The following is a 22,047-nucleotide window of genomic DNA, read 5'->3' as shown; positions in this document are numbered from 1 at the left end:
ATCCTCATTTATTTGGTTAAATTGGGGCTGCCACCACGATTTCTACGCAGTCTGCGTTTTACGCGCTTAATAAAGCGAGCAACTTTCCAGGCACGCTTAATGCAATATCCATAGAGGAAGAATGCTAGCAAAAAGAGCACCAGCATGACCCACTCCGGGACAAAATGAGAATATTCTGCCAGCACCCCAATGGAGGCGAGCAGAGCTGCGGCAAGGGTAATCAGCACAAACGCCTGGCGGGAAGTAAACCCGGCACGCATGATCAAATGGTGAATATGCTGACGGTCAGGAGAGAATGGGCTCATGCCTTTACGCAGGCGACGGTACATAATTGCCACCATATCCATTAGCGGAATGGCGATAATCCATAATGCAGTAACCGGGCTGATGGGATGAGTTTTGCCCTGGGTCGTTTCGAGCAGGATCCAGATAACGGTAAAACCAATCAGCGTACTGCCCGCATCCCCCATAAAGACTTTGTAGCGGCGACCCAGGATACCAAGGTTAAGCATGATGTATGGCAGGATGGCGGCGATCATCGCAAAGCACCAGATTGCGAGACTGGTTTGCCCGTCGAACCACAAAATCATACCGATTGCTGCAAACGAGACGCAGGACAACCCGCCCAGCAAGCCATCAATGCCATCAACCATGTTGAAAGCATTAATTGCCGCCCAGACGGCAAATAGCGTCAGGAAGTAACCAAACGGTCCGAGCACCATCTCCCAGGAGCCAAAGATATAACCCAGGCTACTGAGATAAAGGTTGCCAAACACCATCATAACAATGCCAACAGCAGCCTGTATGGTGGCACGGATTTTTACGCTGATATCAAAACGGTCATCCAGCGCGCCAATGAAAACAAGCACACCGGCACAAGCGAGATAGAGAGATGCATGCGGAATATAGTAATCGACAATTCCAAACGTGAAGCAAATCCCTGCGTAAACCGAAATACCCCCAACGAGTGGTATCAACCCCTGGTGACGTTTGCGGAAGTTAGGTTTATCCACTAAACCGACTTTTTTTGCTACCTTTCGGGCAAAAAACAGAAACAGTGTCGTGAATAAAAAAATACTGATGAGATCAGTACTCACTGTCAGTAAATTCACAATGCATGCTCTCAGAGAAAATTATTAGCAGAAGTATAACCACGAAGACCTTTATTCAGAAGGGAAAGTCCGTTCCGAACCCACCAGTCCTGTGCAAAAATTAACCATTTGATATGCAAATTGCATAACACACCAGCAAATTCCAGGAATTTTCCTAGCATCGCCAGCGCGGCATTAAGATTACAGATATAAAAGCAAAACGCCACGTAAACACGTGGCGTTTTTGGCATAAAACAAATTTATGAGCGTTTCATCATTTCGAAGAAATCGTCATTGGTCTTGGTCATTGCCAGTTTATTAATGAGGAATTCCATTGCATCGATTTCGCCCATCGGATGAATGATTTTGCGCAGGATCCACATTTTCTGCAGTTCTTCCTGAGTCGTGAGCAGCTCTTCTTTACGGGTACCGGAACGGTTGTAGTCGATAGCCGGGAAGACGCGTTTTTCAGCGATCTTACGAGAGAGGTGCAGTTCCATGTTGCCTGTACCTTTAAACTCTTCGTAGATAACTTCGTCCATTTTAGAACCGGTATCGATAAGCGCCGTCGCGATAATGGTCAGGCTGCCGCCCTCTTCTACGTTACGCGCCGCACCGAAGAAGCGTTTCGGACGATGCAGGGCGTTGGCGTCCACACCACCGGTCAGCACTTTACCTGACGCCGGAACAACGGTGTTGTAAGCGCGCGCCAGACGAGTGATGGAGTCGAGCAGGATGATAACGTCTTTCTTGTGCTCAACCAGGCGTTTGGCCTTCTCGATCACCATTTCCGCAACCTGAACGTGGCGAGATGCGGGTTCGTCAAAGGTGGAAGCAACAACTTCACCTTTTACCAGTCGCTGCATCTCGGTTACTTCTTCCGGACGTTCGTCAATCAGCAGAACCATCAGCACACAATCCGGGTGGTTGTAAGCAATGCTCTGGGCAATGTTCTGCAGCAGCATGGTTTTACCGGCTTTCGGCGGTGCCACAATCAGACCACGCTGACCACGACCGATAGGTGATGCCAAGTCCAGTACGCGAGCGGTTAAATCTTCAGTAGAACCGTTACCACGTTCCATGCGCAGACGAGAGTTTGCGTGCAGCGGGGTTAAGTTCTCAAAGAGGATTTTGTTGCGGGCGTTTTCAGGTTTGTCGAAGTTAACTTCGTTAACTTTCAGCAGCGCAAAATAGCGTTCACCTTCTTTCGGCGGGCGAATCTTACCAGAGATGGTATCACCAGTGCGGAGGTTGAAACGGCGGATTTGGCTAGGGGAAACGTAGATGTCATCAGGACCGGCGAGGTAGGAGCTGTCTGCGGAACGGAGGAAACCAAATCCATCCTGCAATATCTCCAGTACACCATCACCAAAGATATCTTCGCCACTCTTTGCGTGCTGCTTCAGGATGGCAAAAATAATGTCCTGCTTACGCATACGAGCCAGGTTTTCCAGCCCCATATTTTCGCCGAGAGTGATCAGCTCAGAAACCGGCGTATTCTTTAATTCGGTAAGATTCATAGTGGTGTGAGTTCTTAAACTTGGGGTAAATCTCGAACTTAATGTTGTGAATGGTATGGCAGGATCATCCATGCCTGTTTACGGTCATCGACTCATGTCTTTTCGCTGCCTGGTCACAGGAGAGTACGCAGAACTGAAACGACAAGACGGATTGAGTGACGAGCCAGAAATCTGTTCACTTCGCATTTAAGATAAAACGGGAAGCGTTGGAAATTACAAGATTCAAACTTAATAAGGTATGTTTAATACGAAGTCAACACTAAGTTAGCATGACTCACGCCGGGCGTCCAGTTTTTAGCGACGGGGCACCCGAACATGAAATTCCCTTACGCCAGGTTAGCGTCGAGGAACTCTTTCAACTGACCTTTAGACAGTGCGCCCACTTTGGTTGCCGCCACTTCACCGTTTTTGAACAGCAGCAGAGTCGGGATACCACGGATGCCATATTTCGGCGCAGTGCCAGGGTTTTGATCGATGTTCAGTTTTGCAACGGTCAGTTTGCCCTGATATTCGTCAGCGATTTCATCCAGAATCGGGGCGATCATTTTGCACGGACCGCACCACTCTGCCCAGAAATCGACGAGGATCGCCCCGTCCGCTTTGAGTACATCCGTGTCAAAACTGTCGTCAGTCAGGTGAATAATTTTATCGCTCATATATAACTCCACAGGAATAAGCCTGGCGTGTTGGTTTCGTTGTTGGTGTAACATTAACCAACTAAAGGTTGACTTTATTTCACCGGATACGCTTTCGTAAAGCAATAGTAAGCTGATATTCTACCACACTATGAGCAAAACACATTTAACAGAACAGAAGTTTTCCGACTTCGCCCTGCATCCGAAGGTTGTAGAAGCCCTTGAAAAAAAAGGGTTTCATAACTGTACGCCCATTCAGGCACTGGCCCTTCCGCTGACGCTGGCGGGTCGTGACGTAGCCGGGCAGGCGCAAACCGGTACCGGGAAAACGATGGCGTTTCTTACGTCAACGTTTCATTATCTTCTCTCTCATCCTGCGATAGCCGATCGCAAGGTGAATCAACCGCGTGCCTTAATTATGGCACCGACGCGTGAACTTGCCGTGCAGATCCACGCCGACGCGGAGCCACTTGCGCAAGCTACCGGCCTGAAGCTGGGTCTGGCTTACGGTGGTGATGGCTACGACAAACAGCTGAAAGTGCTGGAAAGCGGCGTTGACATTCTGATTGGCACCACGGGTCGTTTAATTGACTACGCCAAGCAGAACCACATTAACCTCGGAGCCATTCAGGTGGTGGTGCTGGACGAAGCCGATCGCATGTACGATCTGGGCTTTATTAAAGATATCCGCTGGCTGTTCCGCCGTATGCCACCTGCAAACCAGCGCCTCAACATGCTGTTCTCCGCCACGCTTTCGTACCGGGTACGTGAACTGGCGTTCGAGCAGATGAACAATGCCGAATATATTGAAGTGGAACCGGAACAGAAAACGGGCCACCGTATTAAAGAAGAGCTTTTCTACCCTTCTAACGAAGAAAAAATGCGTTTGCTGCAAACGCTGATCGAAGAAGAGTGGCCAGACAGAGCGATTATTTTCGCCAACACCAAACACCGTTGTGAAGAGATCTGGGGCCACCTGGCGGCAGATGGTCATCGTGTCGGTTTGTTGACAGGCGATGTCGCGCAGAAAAAACGTCTGCGTATTCTTGATGAATTTACCCGTGGGGATCTGGATATTCTGGTTGCCACCGACGTTGCCGCGCGTGGTCTGCATATCCCGGCTGTGACGCACGTCTTTAACTACGATTTACCCGATGACTGTGAAGATTACGTTCACCGTATTGGTCGTACAGGTCGTGCAGGCGCAAGTGGTCATTCCATCAGCCTGGCGTGTGAAGAGTATGCATTGAATTTGCCTGCTATTGAGACCTATATTGGTCACTCAATTCCGGTAAGCAAATACAATCCGGACGCATTGATGACCGATCTGCCAAAACCGCTGCGCCTCACGCGCCCGCGCACAGGCAATGGTCCGCGTCGTACTGGCACTCCGCGTAATCGTCGTCGTTCAGGTTAAATAAAAAATGTCATACTCCAAATCATTCAAGCTGTATCAAGATGGCAAGAGAATGAATCCCGATGAGTTTACTGTAGTAAGTGATTCAGGTGAAAGAATGCAGCCAACGCAGAGACAGATTGAAGGATGAAGAGTATGGGTTCCACCTCGTCGCTGTATGCAGCCATTGATCTCGGTTCGAATAGTTTTCATATGCTGGTTGTGCGCGAGGTGGCTGGAAGCATCCAGACGCTGACGCGAATTAAACGCAAAGTGCGTCTGGCTGCTGGCCTGAATAGCGAAAATGCCCTCTCTAATGAAGCAATGGAGCGCGGTTGGCAATGTCTGCGCCTGTTTGCTGAACGTCTGCAAGATATCCCTCCCTCGCAAATTCGCGTTGTCGCTACGGCGACATTACGACTTGCCGTCAATGCGGGTGATTTTATTGCCAAAGCACAGGAAATCCTCGGTTGTCCGGTACAGGTGATCAGCGGTGAAGAGGAAGCACGTCTGATTTATCAGGGCGTTGCTCACACAACTGGCGGTGCCGATCAGCGCCTGGTGGTGGATATAGGCGGTGCCAGTACGGAACTGGTAACCGGCACGGGTGCACAAACCACCTCGTTGTTCAGCCTGTCGATGGGCTGCGTCACCTGGCTGGAACGCTATTTTGCCGATCGTAATCTGGGGCAGGAAAATTTTGATGCTGCAGAAAAAGCGGCACGCAAAGTGTTACGTCCGGTTGCCGATGAATTACGGTATCACGGCTGGAAAGTGTGCGTTGGCGCTTCCGGCACCGTGCAGGCGTTACAGGAAATCATGATGGCACAGGGGATGGATGAACGCATTACCCTGGAAAAGTTGCAGCAACTGAAACAGCGCGCCATTCATTGCGGTCGGCTGGAGGAACTGGAGATTGACGGGCTGACGCTGGAACGTGCGTTAGTGTTCCCGAGTGGTCTGGCGATCCTGATAGCCATTTTTACCGAACTGAATATTCAGTGTATGACCCTGGCGGGCGGTGCGCTGCGTGAAGGCCTGGTCTACGGCATGTTGCATCTGGCCGTCGAGCAGGATATTCGCAGCCGTACGCTACGTAATATTCAGCGCCGCTTTATGATCGATATTGATCAGGCACAGCGCGTAGCCAAAGTTGCAGCTAACTTCTTCGATCAGGTGGAAAGTGAATGGCATCTTGAAGCAATAAGCCGCGATTTGCTCATCAGCGCCTGTCAGCTTCATGAAATCGGCCTGAGCGTTGACTTTAAACAAGCGCCGCAACACGCTGCTTATCTGGTGCGTAATCTGGATCTTCCCGGTTTTACCCCCGCACAGAAAAAATTGCTGGCGACGCTACTGCTCAACCAGACTAATCCGGTCGATCTCTCATCGCTGCATCAGCAAAATGCCGTACCACCGCGCGTCGCAGAACAACTCTGCCGTTTACTCCGCCTGGCTATCATTTTTGCCAGCCGTCGTCGTGACGATCTCGTGCCAGAGATGACATTACAGGCTAACCATGAACTGTTAACCTTGACGCTTCCGCAAGGTTGGCTAACCCAACATCCGCTGGGTAAAGAGATTATTGATCAGGAAAGCCAGTGGCAGAGCTATGTCCACTGGCCGCTGGAAGTGCATTAATGAGTAAGTGCCGGATGCGATGCTGACACATCTTTTCCGGCCTTGATTATTTCCCTCGTTTTGCCGCCATCATCGCTTTCAGATTCGCCAGATGGCTTTGCCCTTTCTGCATCCGTTCTTCGGCGCTGACCACTTTGCGCTCCTGTTCCCAAATCAAATCATCCTGCGGCAGCTCCAGCAGGAAGCGACTCGGCTCCGGGCGCATCAGTTCGCCGTACTGACGGCGTTCTTTACACAGCGTAAAGGTCAATTCCTTCTGGGCGCGGGTAATGCCGACATAGGCCAGCCGCCGCTCCTCATCGATATTATCTTCATCGATACTGCTCTGGTGGGGCAAAAATCCTTCTTCCATACCAACCATGTAGACATAGGGAAACTCCAGTCCTTTTGACGCGTGCAAAGTCATCAGTTGCACCTGATCCAGCTCTTCCTCGCTCTCGCCGCGCTCCATCATGTCGCGCAGAGTAAAGCGCGTCACCACCTGGGTGAGCGTCATCGGCTCATCCAGTTCGCTGCCTTCCAGCATCTCCGTCATCCAGCTAAACAGTTGGTTGACGTTCTTCATGCGCATTTCGGCGGCTTTCGGGCTGGGCGATGTTTCGTACAGCCAGGATTCATAATCCATGCCGTGGATCAGATCACGCACCGCGGCAATCGGCTCCCGCTCCGCCAGACGCTGGATTTCCGCCAACCAGTGAGTGAAGCGGGTCAATGCTTCATAACCACGTCCGCTCAGGGTCTGACTCAGGCCCATATCAAAGCTGGCGGTAAACATGCTTTTATTGCGCGTCATCGCCCACTCACCCAGCTTTTTCAGCGTCGCCGGGCCAATCTCTCGCTTCGGCGTGTTAACGATCCGCAAAAACGCGCTGTCATCATCCGGGTTAGTCAGTACGCGCAGATAAGCCAGCAAGTCCTTGATTTCAGGGCGAGAGAAAAACGACGTACCACCAGAAATTTTGTACGGGATGCGGTTTTGCATCAGGAATTTTTCAAACACCCGCGACTGATGGTTGCCGCGATAAAGAATGGCGTAATCTTTGTACTGCGTTTTATTGACGAAGTGATGGGCGATCAGCTCGCCGGTGACGCGCTCGGCTTCATGTTCCTCGTTATTCGCGCTTAAAACTTTTAGCTCTGTGCCGTAACCCAGTTCGGAGAACAGACGCTTTTCAAAGACGTGCGGGTTATTGGCGATCAGGATGTTCGCCGCTTTCAGAATACGTCCGGAAGAGCGGTAGTTCTGCTCAAGCTTAATCACCTTCAGTGCCGGGAAATCCTGACTCAACAGCACCAGGTTTTGCGGACGTGCACCGCGCCAGGAGTAGATCGACTGATCGTCATCGCCAACTACGGTAAAGCGCGCGCGGCTGCCCACCAGCAGTTTCACCAGTTCATACTGGCTGGTGTTGGTGTCCTGATACTCATCCACCAGCAGGTAGCGAATTTTGTTCTGCCAGCGCTCGCGGACTTCTTCATTGCGTTGCAGCAGTAACGTCGGCAATAAAATCAGATCATCGAAGTCGAGAACGTTACAGGCTTTCAGGTGTGCATCATACAGCCCATAACAATGGGCAAAAATACGGTCCCGCTCGCCAATCGCACTGGCTGCCGCCTGGGACGGTGTTTTGAGATCGTTCTTCCAGTTAGAGATGGTCGAAATCAGCTGTTGCAGGAGGACTTTGTCATCTTCAATCAGCCCCTCGGTCAGCTCTTTAAGCAACGCCAGCTGATCGGTGTCATCAAACAGCGAAAAGTTCGCTTTCATCCCCAACGCCGCATACTCACGCTTGATGATATCCAGCCCCAGCGTGTGGAAGGTGGAAATCATCAGCCCGCGCGCCTCTTTGCGCCCCAGCGTCTGCCCGACACGCTCTTTCATCTCGCGCGCCGCCTTATTGGTAAAGGTCACCGCCGCGATATGTCGTGCCTGATAACCACAACCGCGGATCAGATGGGCGATTTTATTGGTGATAACACGAGTTTTACCGGAACCCGCGCCCGCCAGCACCAGGCAGGGGCCGGTAACGAATTCGACAGCTTGTTGTTGGCCGGGGTTTAGACGCATAGGTGTATTGCTCAATCTTCGAACGGGGGGGAGGATTGTAGCAGAATCGCATTTGAATGTGACCGAGTGAAAACCGCTAACCGGATGGCTGCGGATGTTTAAATCAGAGAGGGAAGGCCGAAACCGGAGTTCATCATGAATCCATTAGACTTAGAAAATATCGGGTCGTAACGTTGTGTTATTACTTTTTCAGAGTTTACTAAGGAGAGGTTTACTCGTGGCGATTAATTTCAGCCCCAAGGTTGGTGAAATACTGGAATGCAACTTTGGTAACTATCCTGTTAGCCAGAATGGACAGTTCAGCACGACGTATTACGATGGCCGCATTCCACCTGAGATGATAAAAAATAGGTTGGTTGTCGTGCTCAACGGAAAAATTAATGGCAACGCATGTATCGTCGTTCCATTATCAACCACTCGCGACCATGACAAGTTAAATCGTGGAATGCATGTTGAAATAGCCAGTAATGTTATCAATGACCTGCAATTCTTTGATCAGCAGATACGTTGGGCTAAAGCCGACCTGGTACAACAAGTCAGTCGAAATCGATTAAACAGAGCAAGGACTTATCGGGGGTATCTTAATCAATGTTTGCCACATGAGTTGGTTGCAGACATACAGAGGGCAGTCATCAAGTCAATCAATGCCATATCGCTCATAAATTGACAATAAAATCACCATCCCCGATAATGACTCTGTAGCCCATAGAGGCCCTAAGTTTTCTCCCCTTGAGGGACCTGCGAAGCCCGGATTTTCCGGGCTTTTGCCATATATGTCCCCCCCTCCCTGACTGACAATTTTTAATTCAAGGCACGATCATGGCAAAAACAGCAGCAGCACTGCATATCCTTGTAAAAGAAGAGAAACTGGCTCTGGAACTTCTCGAGCAGATTAAGAACGGTGCCGATTTCGGCAAGCTGGCGAAGAAACACTCCATTTGCCCGTCAGGTAAACGCGGTGGTGATTTAGGTGAATTCCGCCAGGGCCAGATGGTTCCGGCGTTCGATAAAGTGGTTTTCTCTTGTCCGGTACTGGAGCCAACCGGTCCGCTGCATACCCAGTTCGGGTATCACATCATTAAGGTGCTTTACCGTAACTAACAGCAAGGCCTTCTCCGGGAGAAGGCCTTGAACTCTGAATCGCACTTAACCTGCAACAGCAATACGTTTCATATCCGTCATATAGCCGCGCAGTTTCTTACCTACCTGCTCAATCGCATGGCTGCGAATCGCTTCGTTCACATCACGCAACTGCGCGTTATCTACCGCACCTTCCGGAATAGCTTTACCCAAGTCGCCCGGTTGCAGCTCTGCCATAAACGGTTTCAGCAGCGGCACACAAGCGTAAGAGAACAGATAGTTACCGTACTCGGCGGTATCAGAGATAACCACGTTCATTTCGTACAGACGCTTACGAGCGATAGTGTTGGCAATCAGCGGCAGTTCGTGCAGTGATTCATAGTAAGCAGACTCTTCGATGATGCCGGAATCAACCATGGTTTCAAACGCCAACTCAACGCCTGCTTTTACCATCGCGATCATCAGTACGCCTTTATCGAAGTACTCCTGCTCGCCGATTTTGCCTTCATACTGCGGCGCGGTTTCGAACGCGGTTTTGCCGGTCTCTTCACGCCAGGTCAGCAGTTTCTTATCGTCGTTGGCCCAGTCTGCCATCATGCCGGAAGAGAATTCGCCGGAGATGATGTCATCCATGTGTTTCTGGAACAGCGGCGCCATGATCTCTTTCAGCTGTTCAGACAGCGCGTAAGCACGCAGTTTCGCCGGGTTAGAGAGACGGTCCATCATCAGCGTGATGCCGCCCTGTTTCAGCGCTTCGGTGATGGTTTCCCAGCCGAACTGAATCAGTTTTTCTGCGTATGCCGGGTCGGTGCCTTCTTCCACCAGCCTGTCGAAGCACAGCAGAGAGCCAGCCTGCAACATACCGCACAGGATGGTTTGCTCGCCCATCAGGTCAGATTTCACTTCCGCAACGAAGGACGATTCCAGCACGCCTGCACGGTGACCGCCGGTTGCTGCCGCCCACGCTTTGGCAATCGCCATGCCTTCGCCTTTCGGATCGTTTTCCGGGTGAACGGCAATCAGCGTCGGTACGCCGAATCCACGTTTGTACTCTTCACGCACTTCGGTGCCCGGGCATTTCGGCGCAACCATTACGACGGTGATGTCTTTGCGGATCTGCTCGCCTACTTCCACGATGTTGAAACCGTGCGAGTAACCCAGCGCCGCGCCGTCTTTCATCAGTGGCTGTACGGTGCGCACTACATCAGAGTGCTGCTTGTCCGGCGTCAGGTTAACCACCAGATCCGCCTGCGGGATCAGTTCTTCGTAAGTACCCACTTTAAAACCGTTTTCGGTCGCTTTACGCCAGGATGCGCGCTTTTCGGCAATCGCTTCTTTACGCAGAGCGTAGGAGATATCGAGACCAGAATCACGCATGTTCAGGCCCTGGTTCAGACCCTGTGCGCCACAGCCGACGATGACTACTTTTTTACCCTGAAGGTAGCTCGCGCCATCGGCGAATTCATCGCGCCCCATAAAGCGACATTTGCCCAGCTGTGCCAGCTGCTGGCGCAGATTCAGTGTATTGAAGTAGTTAGCCATGGTGATTCCTCGTGATGTTGTGCTTCTTATTGTTCGGTTCGCGTTTGCGAGATTGAATTCACTATATGACAGGAAATTTATTGCGGAAATTGATATATTCACAACGTCACATTGCAATTTTTGCAACGTCAACATTGAGGGCTGCGCCATTGGATTTACGCGATCTGAAAACCTTCCTGCATCTGGCGGAAAGCCGCCATTTTGGGCGCAGCGCGCGGGCAATGCACGTTAGCCCGTCTACGCTTTCGCGACAAATACAGCGCCTGGAAGAAGATCTCGGTCAGCCGCTGTTTGTGCGTGATAACCGCACGGTAACGCTGACGGAAGCGGGCGAAGAACTGCGCGTTTTCGCCCAGCAAACGCTGTTGCAATATCAGCAATTGCGCCACACCATCGACCAGCAAGGGCCGTCGCTCTCTGGTGAATTACATATCTTCTGCTCGGTGACCGCTGCCTACAGCCATCTTCCACCGATTCTCGACCGCTTCCGCGCGGAACATCCGTCAGTGGAGATCAAACTCACTACCGGTGATGCAGCCGATGCGATGGAAAAGGTGGTCACTGGCGAAGCGGATCTGGCGATTGCCGGGAAACCGGAAACCTTGCCGGGCGCAGTGGCGTTTTCGATGCTGGAGAATCTGGCGGTGGTGCTGATTGCTCCCGCGCTGCCCTGCCCGGTGCGTAATCAGGTCTCTGTCGAAAAGCCCGACTGGTCTACAGTGCCGTTTATCATGGCCGATCAGGGACCGGTACGCCGCCGCATTGAACTGTGGTTTCGGCGTAACAAAATCAGCAACCCAATGATTTACGCCACGGTTGGCGGGCATGAAGCGATGGTATCGATGGTGGCGCTCGGCTGTGGCGTGGCGCTGTTGCCGGAAGTGGTGCTGGATAACAGCCCGGAACCGGTGCGTAACCGCGTGATGATTTTAGAGCGCAGTGATGAAAAAACGCCGTTTGAGCTGGGCGTGTGCGTACAAAAAAAGCGGCTTCATGAGCCGCTGATTGAGGCGTTCTGGAAGATTTTGCCGAACCACTAACCCGCCAAAAAGAACCTGAACGCCGGGTTATTGGTTTCGTCGTGGCAATCGTAACCCAGTTCATTCAGCCGGGTTTCAAAATCCGGTTCATGATCGCCAAGCTCGAACGCCGCCAGTACGCGCCCATAGTCGGTACCGTGGCTGCGATAATGGAACAAAGAAATGTTCCAGTGCGTACCCAGCGTGTTGAGGAAGCGCAGCAGCGCGCCCGGTGATTCCGGGAATTCGAAACTGTAGAGGCGTTCCTGCAACGGATGCGATGGACGCCCGCCAACCATATAGCGCACATGCAGCTTCGCCATTTCGTCGTCGGAGAGATCAACCACGCTGTAGCCACCGTCGTTGAGCATCTGCAAAATTTCTTTGCGCTCTTCGAGGCCACGGCTTAAGCGCACGCCGACAAAGATGCAGGCGTTTTTGGCATCGGCAAAACGGTAGTTGAACTCGGTGACCGAACGCCCGCCAAGCAGTTGGCAGAATTTGAGGAAGCTGCCTTTTTCTTCCGGAATGGTCACCGCCAGTAACGCTTCACGCTGTTCGCCCAGTTCGCAGCGTTCCGAGACGTAGCGCAGACCGTGAAAGTTCACGTTAGCACCGGAAAGAATATGCGCCAGCCGCTCACCGCGAATGTTGTGCTGGGCGATATATTTTTTCATTCCCGCCAGTGCCAGCGCGCCAGAGGGTTCCGCCACCGCGCGCACATCTTCGAACAGATCTTTCATCGCCGCACAGATGGCATCGCTATCGACGGTGATGATGTCGTCGAGATACTCCTGGCATAAACGGAAGGTTTCGTCGCCGATGCGTTTCACCGCAACACCTTCGGCAAACAGCCCCACGCGTGGCAGATCAACCGGATGACCTGCATTCAGCGCCGCTTTCAGGCAGGCGGAATCTTCCGCTTCCACGGCGATCACTTTGATTTGCGGCATCAGTTGTTTGATCAGTACCGCGACGCCCGCCGCCAGACCGCCGCCGCCGACCGGTACAAATACGCGGTCGAGATGGGCGTCCTGCTGGAGCAGTTCCAGCGCCAGCGTGCCTTGCCCGGCGATCACCATCGGATGGTCGAACGGCGGCACCCAGGTGAAGCCCTGCTGCTGTGACAGTTCGATTGCTTTCGCTTTCGCTTCGTCAAAGTTCGCGCCATGAAGCAGCACTTCGCCGCCAAAGCCGCGCACCGCATCAACTTTGATATCGGCGGTGGCGGTTGGCATGACGATCAGCGCCTTCACGCCTAACCGTGCGGAAGAAAACGCGACGCCCTGCGCGTGGTTACCCGCAGAAGCGGTGATCACGCCGTGCGCTTTTTGTTCTTCCGTCAGGCCCGCCATCATGGCGTATGCGCCGCGCAGCTTAAAGCTGTGTACTGGCTGGCGATCTTCGCGCTTCACCAGAATCACGTTATCAAGACGCGACGACAGTTTTTCCATTTTCTGTAGCGGCGTGACCTGCGCCGCTTCGTAGACCGGCGCGCGCAGCACCGCTCTTAAATATTCGGCACCTTCAGGGGCACCGGACAGGGGTTGTGAGTCTGCCATCATTAACCCCCCAGTTTCGATTTATCGCGCACCGCACCTTTGTCGGCGCTGGTTGCCAGGCTGGCGTAGGCACGCAGCGCAAAGGAAACCTGGCGTTCACGGTTTTTCGGCGTCCAGGCTTTGTCGCCACGAGCTTCCTGCGCTTCACGACGCGCCGCCAGTTCGGCATCGCTTACCTGTAACTGAATACCACGGTTCGGAATGTCGATGGCGATCAGGTCGCCGTCTTCAATCAGGCCAATGCTGCCGCCGCTTGCCGCTTCCGGTGAGACGTGGCCGATAGAAAGGCCAGAGGTGCCGCCGGAGAAGCGTCCGTCGGTGATCAGCGCGCAGGCTTTACCGAGACCCATTGATTTCAGGAAGCTGGTTGGGTAGAGCATTTCCTGCATCCCCGGACCGCCTTTCGGGCCTTCATAGCGGATCACCACTACATCGCCAGCGACAACTTTGCCGCCGAGAATCGCTTCTACCGCGTCATCCTGGCTTTCGTACACTTTCGCCGGGCCGGTGAATTTGAGGATGCTGTCATCGACGCCCGCGGTTTTAACGATGCAGCCGTTTTCTGCGAAATTACCGTACAGCACCGCCAGACCACCTTCTTTGCTGTAGGCGTGTTCCAGCGAGCGGATACAGCCATTGGCGCGATCGTCATCGAGAGAATCCCAACGGCAATCCTGCGAGAATGCCTGTGTAGTACGAATGCCCGCAGGGCCAGCGCGGAACATATTTTTTACCGAGTCATCCTGGGTCAGCATAACGTCGTATTGTTCCAGCGTTTGTGGCAACGTCAGGCCAAGCACGTTTTTCACATCACGGTTCAGTAACCCCGCGCGATCCAGTTCGCCGAGAATACCGATAACACCACCAGCACGATGAACATCTTCCATATGGTATTTCTGGGTGCTCGGCGCAACTTTGCATAACTGCGGGACTTTACGCGAAAGTTTGTCGATATCACTCATGGTGAAGTCGATTTCCGCTTCCTGCGCCGCCGCCAGCAGGTGAAGTACAGTGTTAGTCGATCCACCCATCGCGATATCCAGCGTCATGGCGTTTTCAAACGCCGCCTTACTGGCGATATTACGCGGCAGTGCACTTTCGTCATTTTGCTCGTAGTAACGTTTGGTCAATTCAACAATGCGTTTACCGGCATTGAGGAACAGCTGCTTACGGTCGGCGTGAGTTGCCAGCAGCGAGCCGTTGCCCGGCTGCGACAGGCCCAGCGCTTCGGTCAGGCAGTTCATTGAGTTAGCGGTAAACATCCCGGAGCAGGAACCGCAGGTTGGGCATGCGGAACGTTCAACCTGATCGCTTTGGGAGTCAGAAACTTTCGGGTCTGCCCCCTGGATCATCGCATCAACCAGATCGAGCTTGATGATCTGATCGGACAGTTTGGTTTTCCCGGCCTCCATCGGGCCGCCGGAAACAAAGATCACCGGAATATTCAGGCGCAGGGAAGCCATCAGCATCCCCGGGGTGATTTTGTCGCAGTTAGAGATGCAGACCATGGCGTCGGCGCAGTGAGCATTGACCATATACTCAACGGAATCAGCGATCAGTTCGCGAGATGGCAGCGAATAAAGCATCCCCCCGTGGCCCATGGCAATCCCATCATCCACCGCAATGGTGTTGAACTCTTTGGCAACGCCGCCAGCCGCTTCAATTTGTTCGGCGACCAGTTTACCGAGATCGCGCAGATGGACGTGACCCGGTACAAATTGGGTGAACGAGTTCACAACCGCGATAATCGGCTTACCGAAATCGGCGTCGGTCATTCCGGTGGCGCGCCACAGCGCACGAGCACCCGCCATATTACGACCATGAGTGGTGGTGGCGGAACGGTACTTAGGCATACTTTATTTACTCCCAGTGTCTGTCTCGTAAATGGGACGGTGCGTGCCGTCCCATTTTTTGTATTTATTGATTAACTTGATCTAACCAGCCCCATTTATCTTCGGTTTCGCCAGTGAAGAGGCCGAAGAAGGCTTGCTGAATGCGTTTGGTAACCGGGCCACAACGGCCTTCGCCAACCTGAATACCGTCTACGCTGCGCACTGGCGTGATTTCTGCCGCCGTACCGGACATAAACACTTCATCCGCCAGGTACAGGGATTCGCGCGACAGCACCTGCTCACGCACTTCAATTCCCAGCTCTTTTGCCAGTTTGATGATGGCATCACGGGTAATACCCGGCAGCGCGGATGAGGTGAACGGTGGGGTGAACAGCACGCCGTCTTTCACTTCAAACAGGTTTTCGCCTGCGCCTTCAGAGATGTAACCATTCACATCCAACGCGATACCTTCCTGATAACCGTGGCGGCGCGCTTCGCTACCCACCAGCAGGGAAGAGAGGTAGTTACCACCGGCTTTTGCCGCCGTCGGGATGGTGTTTGGTGCTGCGCGGTTCCAGGAGGAAACCATCGCATCGATCCCCTGCTCCAGTGCTTCTGCGCCCAGATACGCCCCCCACGGGAAAGCGGCGATAATCACATCGGTTGAGTATCCCGCTGGCGGGTTTACGCCCATGCCAACATCACCGACGAAAATCAGCGGACGGATATAGGCGCTGGTGAGATTGTTTTTGCGGATCACGTCGCGACAAGCTTCCATCAGCTCATCAATGCTCTGTGAAACCGGGAAGCGATAGATTTTGGCGGAGTCATGCAGACGCTGCATATGCTCACGATGGCGGAATACAACCGGTCCTTTGTGCGAGTCGTAGCAACGGATGCCTTCAAAAACCGAGGTGCCATAGTGCAGCGCGTGCGACATCACATGCACCTTCGCGTCTTCCCAGCGAACCATCTCCCCATTGAACCAAATGTAATCAGCTTTCTTCGTGGTCATTTTTATATTCCTTTTGCGCTCAGGCGCGGATTTGTTGTGATGTGGTTGTGCTCTGGCAGATGGCAACGTGTGCGACGTCCACCAGTTTATTTAACTGACTAAACAGTAAGTCGACCGACCGTGGGCTGGCAACGGTCAATTCGATATTTATATTTTGTGCATCGCTGGCGGCGGCCATATTCATTGAGCAGACGTGGAAACCACGATGACGCACCACGCGTAAAACACGTTCTAAGGTTTCCGGATTGAAGCGAGCCGATACATTGACCTGATGTTGCATCATGATAATTTCTCCAACATTTCTGAATTACTGGCACCTGGCGGCACCAGCGGCCAGACGTTCTCAAGTTCGTCGATTGAGACATGAAGCAGGTATGGCCCATCACTGTTCAGCATGGTGTCGAGTGCCGCTTCAACCTGGTCTTTACGGGTGATGTGTTGGCCAGGGATGCCGAAGGCGCTGGCTAACATGAGGAAATCGGGATTATCGGTAAGGGTGGTTTCGCTATATCGTTCCTGGAAAAACAGTTGCTGCCATTGTCGAACCATCCCTAACCGTTGGTTATCGAGTAAGACGATTTTCAACGGTAACTGCTTGCGTTTTACGGTGCCCAGCTCTTGCACATTCATCATGAAAGAGCCGTCACCGGAGATACAGACGACGGTATCGTTCGGTCGCGCGACTTGTGCGCCAACCGCCGCCGGTAAACCAAAACCCATGGTGCCTAAGCCGCTGGAGGTGATGAAATTTTCCGGGCGAGTGTGGACGATGTGCTGGGCAGACCACATCTGGTGCTGCCCCACATCTGTGGTCACGATGCAATCCGCAGGTTTACGATCCGACAGTTGTTTTAATAACAACGGCGCGTAGATAGCGTCACCAGGATGGTCGTAACGCCAGGCATGTTCATCACGCAGTTGTGCGCAGTGTTGCTGCCAGTCATCGATATTTAACGGCTGCTGTAATGCTGGTAACAGAGCATTTAAATCACCCTGTAATGCCGCATGTGCCTGACGCAGCTTGTTCATTTCTGCCGGATCGATATCCATATGGATAACGCTGGCGTGTGGTGCGAAGGTGTTCAGTTTGCCGGTCACCCGGTCATCAAAACGTGCGCCCACGGCTATCAGTAGATCGCACTCCTGAACCGCGAAGTTCGCCGCTTTGGTGCCGTGCATTCCCAGCATGCCCAGATAGTACGGATAATCTGCTTCAACTGCGCCCAGCCCTTTCAGCGTGCAGGTGGCAGGCATTTTTGTGGTAGCGAGAAATTCACGCAAAGCCGGAACTGCCTGCGCCATGCCAACGCCACCGCCAACGTACAGCATCGGTTTTTGCGCTTTTGCCAGCATCTGGCGCGCTTGCTCGACTTCGGCATGGGGGAAAGTCACTTCGTTTTCAACGGTGGTGAACCACGGTTCCAGATCGCCGCTGGCTAACTGGATATCTTTTGGAATATCGACCAAAACCGGACCAGGACGACCAGAGCTGGCGACGTCAAACGCTTCGGCCATGATACGCGGTAACTCTTCCAGTGATTGCACCAGGAAACTGTGCTTGGTGCAGGCTAACGACAACCCCAGAATATCCACCTCCTGAAATGCGTCAGTGCCGATAAACGGTGCGGATACCTGACCGGTGATAGCAACAACGGGGATGGAATCTAACAGTGCGTCCGCAAGCCCGGTTATCAGGTTGGTTGCGCCCGGACCAGACGTGGCGATACATACGCCAGTTTTGCCAGTAGCACGGGCATAACCGATAGCCGCCATTGCCGCACCCTGTTCATGTCGGCACAGCAAGTGCTCCATGCCGCCGTCATACAATGCATCGTAAACCGGCATAATTGCGCCACCCGGATAACCGAAAACGGTATTCACACCCTGTGCCCGCAACGCATGTACCACCCACTGTGCGCCATTCATAGTTAGTTCCCCGTCCTGAATCTTGAGAAACAGAATTTTGTGCTGTTATTCATTGTCTGCTCCTCGGTTATGTTTTTAAGGTCAAAAAAAACCCCCGGACCTTTCGGTGCGGGGGTCTTAGTTCGTTAAGGCTTGATCTCTAAGCCTTTCCTCGTCCAAGTGCAGCCCCGCACGGTGGGATAATAATCACCACCACGCTAATCACGACCAGGCTAATCACTCGTAGAAGGGCTGTCATTTTGTCTTTTCTTGCATCTTGTTCGAAGGAATGCCTAAAGAGTTACCATAGATTTTGCGAATAGCACAAGATATTTTTTGGCCGATTTTTATGATGTCTTTAATAATTTCAAGAGAAATTGTTGTTTTTTAAAAAGAAAATAGTGAGTGAAAAAAATTCAATTTCAGTATGAATGTTGTTCCCTTCCTCGTAGTTCATCCTTTGCCCGCTGCATTTTTGCGAGCATCATTCCACCGCCAGAACAACTCAACTTCACTTGCACAAATAAACAGGAATCAGCCACTAAAATTCACGAATTAGCGGGCTACAGCAGCGATATCTTATGCACATAATGGTGACTCAAGGAGGGCTTATGTCACTGTCAATTGTTCATACCCGCGCAGCCCTGGGAGTAAATGCGCCCCCAATCACTGTTGAGGTACATATCAGTAAAGGTCTACCCGGCTTAACGATGGTGGGCTTACCAGAAACAACGGTAAAAGAAGCCCGCGATCGCGTGCGCAGCGCCATTATCAATAGCGGATATGAATATCCGGCGAAAAAAATCACCATCAACCTTGCTCCAGCCGATCTGCCAAAAGAAGGGGGACGATATGATTTACCTATCGCCATTGCGTTGCTGGCAGCCTCAGAACAGCTTACAGCCAATAAGTTAGATGAATATGAATTAGTCGGAGAACTGGCGCTTACAGGCGCTCTGCGTGGCGTTCCCGGCGCAATCTCCAGTGCAACTGAAGCCATTAAGTCGGGCAGAAAAATTATCGTCGCGAAAGATAACGAGGATGAAGTGGGGCTAATTAACGGTGAAGGATGCCTGATAGCCGATCATCTGCAGGCTGTCTGTGCGTTTCTGGAGGGTAAGCACGCTCTCGAACGCCCGAAACCAACTGATGCAGTATCCCGGGCGCTACAACATGATCTCAGTGATGTTGTCGGTCAGGAGCAAGGAAAGCGAGGACTGGAAATTACCGCCGCTGGCGGGCACAACCTTTTACTGATTGGACCGCCGGGAACAGGTAAAACAATGCTCGCCAGCCGTATTAATGGCCTTTTGCCAGATTTAAGCAATGAAGAGGCACTGGAGAGCGCTGCGATATTAAGTCTGGTAAATGCTGAATCAGTACAAAAACAATGGCGGCAGCGCCCGTTCCGCTCACCTCATCACAGTGCGTCGTTAACTGCGATGGTGGGCGGTGGTGCAATTCCAGGGCCAGGTGAAATTTCGCTGGCGCATAACGGCGTGCTTTTTCTTGATGAGCTACCTGAATTTGAACGGCGTACACTGGATGCCTTGCGAGAGCCGATTGAATCCGGGCAGATCCATCTTTCACGCACACGAGCAAAAATAACCTATCCAGCCCGTTTCCAGCTTGTCGCGGCGATGAATCCCAGCCCTACCGGACATTATCAGGGAAACCATAACCGCTGCACACCAGAACAGACATTACGTTATCTCAACCGGCTCTCGGGGCCCTTTCTCGACCGCTTCGATCTCTCACTAGAGATCCCATTACCGCCCCCCGGCATTTTGAGTAAAACGGTAGTGCAGGGAGAAAACAGCACCACCGTTAAACAACGTGTAATGGCCGCCAGAGAGCGCCAATTTAAGCGGCAGAATAAACTGAACGCCTGGCTGGATAATCCGGAAATACGCCAATTCTGCAAGCTTGAGAGCGAAGATGCGCAGTGGCTGGAAGAAACGCTGATCCATCTGGGGTTATCGATTCGTGCCTGGCAGCGGTTATTGAAAGTTGCACGAACCATTGCTGATATTGATCAGTCTGACATTATCACACGTCAGCATTTGCAGGAGGCAGTTAGCTATCGTGCGATTGACCGTTTGCTCATCCATCTGCAAAAACTACTGACATAAAAAAAGGGCATTTCGCCCTTTTTATTAATCGTCAGAATCGGTGTAGTCTTCAGCACCTTCAACCTGCGGTTTACCGCCGGAAAGGGTGTGAAAACGTTTTGGACGCTTGATACGCGTCATATACTTGGACCACACGCGTTCTGCTTCTGTCACTGGCTCACGTTCGCCACGGCATACTGCTACGAAGAGTTTCTCTTCCTCGGTAACCGGCTCGCGTTTGCCAAGATCCAACTCATTGAAGGCATAACCATGACGCTCAAGCAGTTGTGCCTCTTTGATGGTGAAGTCACCATGACGAGAGAATCCACGTGGATAATGTTTATTGTCGAAATATCGATTAGTCGTCGTAAAGCTTTCCGCCATCCTGCACGCTCCTAATTCTTTGACCGAGCTAGTTATGGCGCGGAGTATTAGTTACGCTTGACAGAGTGTAAAACAAAACATTTAAATCATAACGACAAATAATTTTGCGGAGAGCACTGTGGATACGGAATTGTTAAAAACTTTCCTGGAAGTTAGCCGAACGCGTCACTTTGGTCGAGCGGCTGAATCGCTCTATCTGACCCAATCAGCCGTGAGCTTTCGAATCAGACAACTGGAAAATCAACTGGGTGTGAATCTTTTCACCCGCCACAGAAACAATATCCGTTTAACCGCTGCCGGTGAAAAACTACTGCCTTATGCAGAAACGCTCATGAGCACCTGGCAGGCCGCCCGTAAGGAGGTGGCGCATACCTCACGACATAACGAGTTTTCTATCGGTGCCAGCGCCTCATTGTGGGAATGTATGCTTAATCAGTGGCTGGGACGCTTGTATCAAAATCAAGATGCCCATACAGGCTTACAGTTCGAAGCGCGAATTGCCCAACGACAGTCTCTGGTAAAACAGCTGCATGAACGCCAGCTTGATCTTCTTATTACCACTGAAGCGCCCAAAATGGACGAATTTAGTAGTCAGTTGCTGGGGTATTTCACTTTAGCGCTTTATACCAGTGCCCCTTCTAAACTAAAGGGAGATCTTAACTATCTGCGACTGGAGTGGGGGCCAGATTTTCAACAGCATGAGGCAGGTTTGATCGGTGCTGACGAAGTTCCCATTCTGACAACCAGTTCTGCTGAACTGGCACAGCAACAGATTGCGATGCTTAATGGTTGCACCTGGCTACCCGTCAGTTGGGCGTGTAAAAAGGGCGGCCTGCATACCGTTGTCGATAGCACAACACTTTCACGGCCGCTTTATGCCATATGGCTGCAAAATAGCGATAAAAATGCGTTGATTCGCGATCTATTGAAAATTAACGTGCTGGATGAAGTGTATTAATCTGAATGGCTGGCAAGGATGCCGGTAGAAGGATTTACTTCGGAGAGGTTATTTCAGATAAAAAAAATCCTTAGCTTTCGCTAAGGATGATTTCTGGCAGGGGCGGAGAGACTCGAACTCCCAACACCCGGTTTTGGAGACCGGTGCTCTACCAATTGAACTACGCCCCTAATTAGGGTGGCGGAACGGACGGGACTCGAACCCGCGACCCCCTGCGTGACAGGCAGGTATTCTAACCGACTGAACTACCGCTCCACCGAATTCTTTTACAACCACCGGTTTTATGAC

The 22,047-nt window shown here is 52.1% G+C and carries 21 protein-coding genes and 2 tRNA genes; 7 read left to right on the top strand and 16 right to left on the bottom strand.

The genetic code is table 11. The features are described from left to right. Positions 1-8: 8 nt before the first annotated feature. From wecA to trxA, 4 genes are all read right to left on the bottom strand, one after another. The gene (gene wecA, locus ACJHYW_RS16370; RefSeq protein WP_001050971.1) at positions 9-1,112 is read right to left on the bottom strand and encodes a UDP-N-acetylglucosamine--undecaprenyl-phosphate N-acetylglucosaminephosphotransferase; all 1,104 of its coding nucleotides are present in this window, start codon (positions 1,110-1,112) and stop codon (positions 9-11) included. Between the two features lie 239 nt (positions 1,113-1,351). Beyond that, entirely contained in the window at positions 1,352-2,611 is a 1,260-nt protein-coding gene (rho, locus tag ACJHYW_RS16365; protein WP_001054527.1) for a transcription termination factor Rho, read from the bottom strand. A gap of 84 nt (positions 2,612-2,695) precedes the next feature. Then, positions 2,696-2,797, bottom strand: a complete 102-nt coding sequence (gene rhoL, locus ACJHYW_RS16360; protein WP_001295255.1) for a rho operon leader peptide RhoL — start codon at positions 2,795-2,797, stop codon at positions 2,696-2,698. Positions 2,798-2,937: 140 nt separating this feature from the next. Next, on the bottom strand, positions 2,938-3,267 hold the full coding sequence (trxA, locus tag ACJHYW_RS16355; protein WP_001280776.1) for a thioredoxin TrxA: 330 nt from the start codon (positions 3,265-3,267) through the stop codon (positions 2,938-2,940). A 130-nt stretch (positions 3,268-3,397) separates the two neighbouring features. Between trxA and rhlB the strand changes: the two genes are divergently transcribed. Continuing rightward, the gene (gene rhlB, locus ACJHYW_RS16350) at positions 3,398-4,663 is read left to right on the top strand and encodes an ATP-dependent RNA helicase RhlB (RefSeq protein ID WP_000047509.1); all 1,266 of its coding nucleotides are present in this window, start codon (positions 3,398-3,400) and stop codon (positions 4,661-4,663) included. A gap of 135 nt (positions 4,664-4,798) precedes the next feature. Further along, positions 4,799-6,283, top strand: coding sequence for a guanosine-5'-triphosphate,3'-diphosphate diphosphatase (gppA, locus tag ACJHYW_RS16345; protein WP_001361911.1), 1,485 nt, complete (start codon positions 4,799-4,801; stop codon positions 6,281-6,283). Between the two features lie 46 nt (positions 6,284-6,329). On the opposite strand, the gene rep is transcribed toward gppA, so the two are convergent. After that, entirely contained in the window at positions 6,330-8,351 is a 2,022-nt protein-coding gene (rep, locus tag ACJHYW_RS16340) for a DNA helicase Rep (protein ID WP_001238888.1), read from the bottom strand. 217 nt (positions 8,352-8,568) lie between these two features. Between rep and ACJHYW_RS16335 the strand changes: the two genes are divergently transcribed. After that, a complete protein-coding gene (locus ACJHYW_RS16335) occupies positions 8,569-9,018 on the top strand; it encodes a type II toxin-antitoxin system PemK/MazF family toxin (protein ID WP_000996698.1) in 450 nt (149 codons plus the stop codon). A 152-nt stretch (positions 9,019-9,170) separates the two neighbouring features. After that, entirely contained in the window at positions 9,171-9,452 is a 282-nt protein-coding gene (gene ppiC, locus ACJHYW_RS16330) for a peptidylprolyl isomerase PpiC (RefSeq protein WP_001140258.1), read from the top strand. 45 nt (positions 9,453-9,497) lie between these two features. On the opposite strand, the gene ilvC is transcribed toward ppiC, so the two are convergent. Further along, on the bottom strand, positions 9,498-10,973 hold the full coding sequence (gene ilvC / locus ACJHYW_RS16325) for a ketol-acid reductoisomerase (RefSeq protein WP_001361910.1): 1,476 nt from the start codon (positions 10,971-10,973) through the stop codon (positions 9,498-9,500). Positions 10,974-11,122: 149 nt separating this feature from the next. Between ilvC and ilvY the strand changes: the two genes are divergently transcribed. Beyond that, positions 11,123-12,013 carry an HTH-type transcriptional activator IlvY gene (gene ilvY / locus ACJHYW_RS16320; protein ID WP_000365784.1) on the top strand — a complete coding sequence of 297 codons (891 nt, stop codon included), beginning with the start codon at positions 11,123-11,125 and terminating at the stop codon, positions 12,011-12,013. Here the strand turns inward: ilvY and ilvA are convergent. The 7 genes from ilvA to ilvL all read right to left on the bottom strand — a co-directional run bounded on the left by ilvA (position 12,010) and on the right by ilvL (position 18,565). Next, positions 12,010-13,554: a threonine ammonia-lyase, biosynthetic gene (gene ilvA / locus ACJHYW_RS16315; protein WP_001442067.1), complete on the bottom strand. Its 1,545-nt coding sequence runs from the start codon at positions 13,552-13,554 to the stop codon at positions 12,010-12,012. The two genes, ilvY and ilvA, sit on opposite strands and share 4 nt — an antisense overlap. 2 nt (positions 13,555-13,556) lie before the next feature. Then, on the bottom strand, positions 13,557-15,407 hold the full coding sequence (ilvD, locus tag ACJHYW_RS16310; protein ID WP_001127406.1) for a dihydroxy-acid dehydratase: 1,851 nt from the start codon (positions 15,405-15,407) through the stop codon (positions 13,557-13,559). Between the two features lie 64 nt (positions 15,408-15,471). After that, the gene (gene ilvE, locus ACJHYW_RS16305) at positions 15,472-16,401 is read right to left on the bottom strand and encodes a branched-chain-amino-acid transaminase (protein ID WP_000208520.1); all 930 of its coding nucleotides are present in this window, start codon (positions 16,399-16,401) and stop codon (positions 15,472-15,474) included. 19 nt (positions 16,402-16,420) lie between these two features. Next, on the bottom strand, positions 16,421-16,684 hold the full coding sequence (ilvM, locus tag ACJHYW_RS16300) for an acetolactate synthase 2 small subunit (protein ID WP_000983255.1): 264 nt from the start codon (positions 16,682-16,684) through the stop codon (positions 16,421-16,423). Continuing rightward, positions 16,681-18,327, bottom strand: a complete 1,647-nt coding sequence (ilvG, locus tag ACJHYW_RS16295) for an acetolactate synthase 2 catalytic subunit (protein ID WP_001012577.1) — start codon at positions 18,325-18,327, stop codon at positions 16,681-16,683. Before ilvG ends, ilvM begins: the two co-directional genes overlap by 4 nt. Before the next feature lie 2 nt (positions 18,328-18,329). Continuing rightward, positions 18,330-18,380 (bottom strand): peptide IlvX, encoded by a 51-nt coding sequence (ilvX, locus tag ACJHYW_RS16290; RefSeq protein WP_001387183.1) that lies wholly within the window; start codon positions 18,378-18,380, stop codon positions 18,330-18,332. A gap of 86 nt (positions 18,381-18,466) precedes the next feature. Then, positions 18,467-18,565, bottom strand: coding sequence for an ilv operon leader peptide (ilvL, locus tag ACJHYW_RS16285; RefSeq protein ID WP_001311244.1), 99 nt, complete (start codon positions 18,563-18,565; stop codon positions 18,467-18,469). A 352-nt stretch (positions 18,566-18,917) separates the two neighbouring features. On the opposite strand from ilvL, the gene ACJHYW_RS16280 reads away from it, so the two are divergent. Beyond that, a complete protein-coding gene (locus ACJHYW_RS16280) occupies positions 18,918-20,438 on the top strand; it encodes a YifB family Mg chelatase-like AAA ATPase (protein WP_000058979.1) in 1,521 nt (506 codons plus the stop codon). 24 nt (positions 20,439-20,462) lie between these two features. Here ACJHYW_RS16280 and maoP read toward each other — a convergent pair whose 3' ends face one another. After that, entirely contained in the window at positions 20,463-20,801 is a 339-nt protein-coding gene (gene maoP, locus ACJHYW_RS16275; protein ID WP_000841001.1) for a macrodomain Ori organization protein MaoP, read from the bottom strand. Positions 20,802-20,919: 118 nt separating this feature from the next. On the opposite strand from maoP, the gene hdfR reads away from it, so the two are divergent. Next, the gene (hdfR, locus tag ACJHYW_RS16270) at positions 20,920-21,759 is read left to right on the top strand and encodes an HTH-type transcriptional regulator HdfR (protein WP_000379237.1); all 840 of its coding nucleotides are present in this window, start codon (positions 20,920-20,922) and stop codon (positions 21,757-21,759) included. 94 nt (positions 21,760-21,853) lie between these two features. Here hdfR and ACJHYW_RS16265 read toward each other — a convergent pair. Next, positions 21,854-21,929, bottom strand: a tRNA-Trp gene (locus ACJHYW_RS16265). 8 nt (positions 21,930-21,937) lie between these two features. Then, positions 21,938-22,014 (bottom strand) — tRNA-Asp (locus tag ACJHYW_RS16260). Between the last annotated feature and the right edge of the window lie 33 nt (positions 22,015-22,047).

This window comes from Escherichia sp. WS3063 (assembly GCF_046486595.1).
GTDB classification, from domain to species: domain Bacteria; phylum Pseudomonadota; class Gammaproteobacteria; order Enterobacterales; family Enterobacteriaceae; genus Escherichia; species Escherichia coli.
Note: the sequence above shows the minus strand (reverse complement) of the source record. Positions and strands in the feature narration are given on the sequence as shown.

Coding starts and splice junctions, on each gene's coding strand:
- ilvM (WP_000983255.1), bottom strand. CDS start 16,684: ATGATGCAACATCAGGTCAATGTATCGGCTCGCTTCAATCCGGAAACC.
- rhlB (WP_000047509.1), top strand. CDS start 3,398: ATGAGCAAAACACATTTAACAGAACAGAAGTTTTCCGACTTCGCCCTG.
- ilvA (WP_001442067.1), bottom strand. CDS start 13,554: ATGGCAGACTCACAACCCCTGTCCGGTGCCCCTGAAGGTGCCGAATAT.
- ilvE (WP_000208520.1), bottom strand. CDS start 16,401: ATGACCACGAAGAAAGCTGATTACATTTGGTTCAATGGGGAGATGGTT.
- ilvC (WP_001361910.1), bottom strand. CDS start 10,973: ATGGCTAACTACTTCAATACACTGAATCTGCGCCAGCAGCTGGCACAG.
- ilvG (WP_001012577.1), bottom strand. CDS start 18,327: ATGAATGGCGCACAGTGGGTGGTACATGCGTTGCGGGCACAGGGTGTG.
- rep (WP_001238888.1), bottom strand. CDS start 8,351: ATGCGTCTAAACCCCGGCCAACAACAAGCTGTCGAATTCGTTACCGGC.
- trxA (WP_001280776.1), bottom strand. CDS start 3,267: ATGAGCGATAAAATTATTCACCTGACTGACGACAGTTTTGACACGGAT.
- rho (WP_001054527.1), bottom strand. CDS start 2,611: ATGAATCTTACCGAATTAAAGAATACGCCGGTTTCTGAGCTGATCACT.
- ilvD (WP_001127406.1), bottom strand. CDS start 15,407: ATGCCTAAGTACCGTTCCGCCACCACCACTCATGGTCGTAATATGGCG.
- maoP (WP_000841001.1), bottom strand. CDS start 20,801: ATGGCGGAAAGCTTTACGACGACTAATCGATATTTCGACAATAAACAT.
- gppA (WP_001361911.1), top strand. CDS start 4,799: ATGGGTTCCACCTCGTCGCTGTATGCAGCCATTGATCTCGGTTCGAAT.
- ilvL (WP_001311244.1), bottom strand. CDS start 18,565: ATGACAGCCCTTCTACGAGTGATTAGCCTGGTCGTGATTAGCGTGGTG.
- ppiC (WP_001140258.1), top strand. CDS start 9,171: ATGGCAAAAACAGCAGCAGCACTGCATATCCTTGTAAAAGAAGAGAAA.
- ACJHYW_RS16280 (WP_000058979.1), top strand. CDS start 18,918: ATGTCACTGTCAATTGTTCATACCCGCGCAGCCCTGGGAGTAAATGCG.
- rhoL (WP_001295255.1), bottom strand. CDS start 2,797: ATGCGAAGTGAACAGATTTCTGGCTCGTCACTCAATCCGTCTTGTCGT.